Below are 272 nucleotides of genomic sequence, written 5' to 3'. Positions count from 1 at the left end.
AATCGGTAACTGAACGGCCTCAAGGGAAACCGAGCAATTTGTGGCAGATATTTTAAAAGAAATGGATGAGGAGATTTACTATTTAATCGTAAATGAAGCCGGTGCCAGTGTGTACTCTGCCTCAGACCTTGCGCGAGAGGAATTCCCAAATCTCCATGTTGAAGAAAGAAGTGCCGTATCGATTGCCCGCCGCCTGCAAGATCCATTGGCTGAATTAGTGAAAATCGACCCAAAATCGGTAGGGGTAGGTCAGTACCAGCATGATGTTTCTC

1 pseudogene is annotated in these 272 nt (G+C 46.0%); it reads left to right on the top strand.

From position 1 onward, the window contains the following. Positions 1–13: 13 nt before the first annotated feature. A pseudogene (locus RYX56_RS22440) lies at positions 14–272 on the top strand (RNA-binding transcriptional accessory protein); the annotation flags it as partial.

Source organism: Alkalihalophilus lindianensis, assembly GCF_032843265.1.
In the GTDB taxonomy this organism is placed as follows: Bacteria; Bacillota; Bacilli; order Bacillales; family Bacillaceae_D; genus Alkalihalophilus; species Alkalihalophilus lindianensis.
This window is presented reverse-complemented; position numbering and strand designations above follow the sequence as displayed.